The sequence below is a fragment of the Streptomyces sp. SM1 genome, from assembly GCF_002910825.1.
Classification (GTDB): Bacteria; Actinomycetota; Actinomycetes; order Streptomycetales; family Streptomycetaceae; genus Streptomyces; species Streptomyces okerensis.
On record NZ_NEUB01000982.1, the window covers coordinates 1 to 743 of the forward strand.

Annotated in this window: 1 protein-coding gene; it reads left to right on the top strand. The window is 69.4% G+C overall.

The genetic code is table 11. The features are described from left to right. Positions 1–743: acyltransferase domain-containing protein (locus tag B9S61_RS34780; protein WP_146065024.1), on the top strand; the 743-nt coding region annotated here is incomplete at both ends.

Consider the following 743-nt stretch of genomic DNA (forward strand, 5'->3'; position numbering starts at 1 on the left):
GGCCGTACGGTGCTGGTGTTCCCGGGGCAGGGTTCGCAGTGGGTGGGGATGGCTGCGGAGCTGTTGGGTGGGTCGGCGGTGTTCGCGGGTCGGATGGCGGAGTGTGGGCGGGCTTTGTCGCCGTTCGTGGAGTGGTCGTTGGTGGAGGTGCTGGGGTCGAAGGAGTTGTTGGCGCGGGTCGACGTGGTGCAGCCGGTGTTGTGGGCCGTGATGGTGTCGCTCGCGGAGGTGTGGCGGTCCTACGGTGTGACCGTCGATGCGGTGGTGGGTCATTCGCAGGGTGAGATCGCTGCTGCGTGTGTGGCGGGTGGGCTGAGTCTGGAGGACGGGGCCCGGGTGGTGGCGCTGCGTTCGCGTGCGGTGGGGGTGTTGGCGGGCCGGGGCGGGATGGCGTCGGTGCCGTTGCCGGTGGACGGCGTTCGGGAGCGGATCGCCTCCTCGGACGGTTGTCTGTCGGTGGCTGCGGTGAACGGGCCTTCCTCCACGGTGGTTTCGGGTGACGTGGACGTGGTGGCGGAGCTGGTGGACGGGTTCGTCGCCGAGGGGGTGCGGGCGCGTCTGATCGAGGTCGACTATGCCTCGCACTCCTCTCATGTGGAGGAGATCCGGGAGCGGTTGCTCGCGGATCTGGTGGGGGTCGCGCCGCGCTCGGGCACGGTGCCGTTCTTCTCGACGGTGACGGGCGGTTGGCTGGACACGAAGGTCCTGGACGCGGAGTACTGGTACCGCAACCTGCGGGAGAC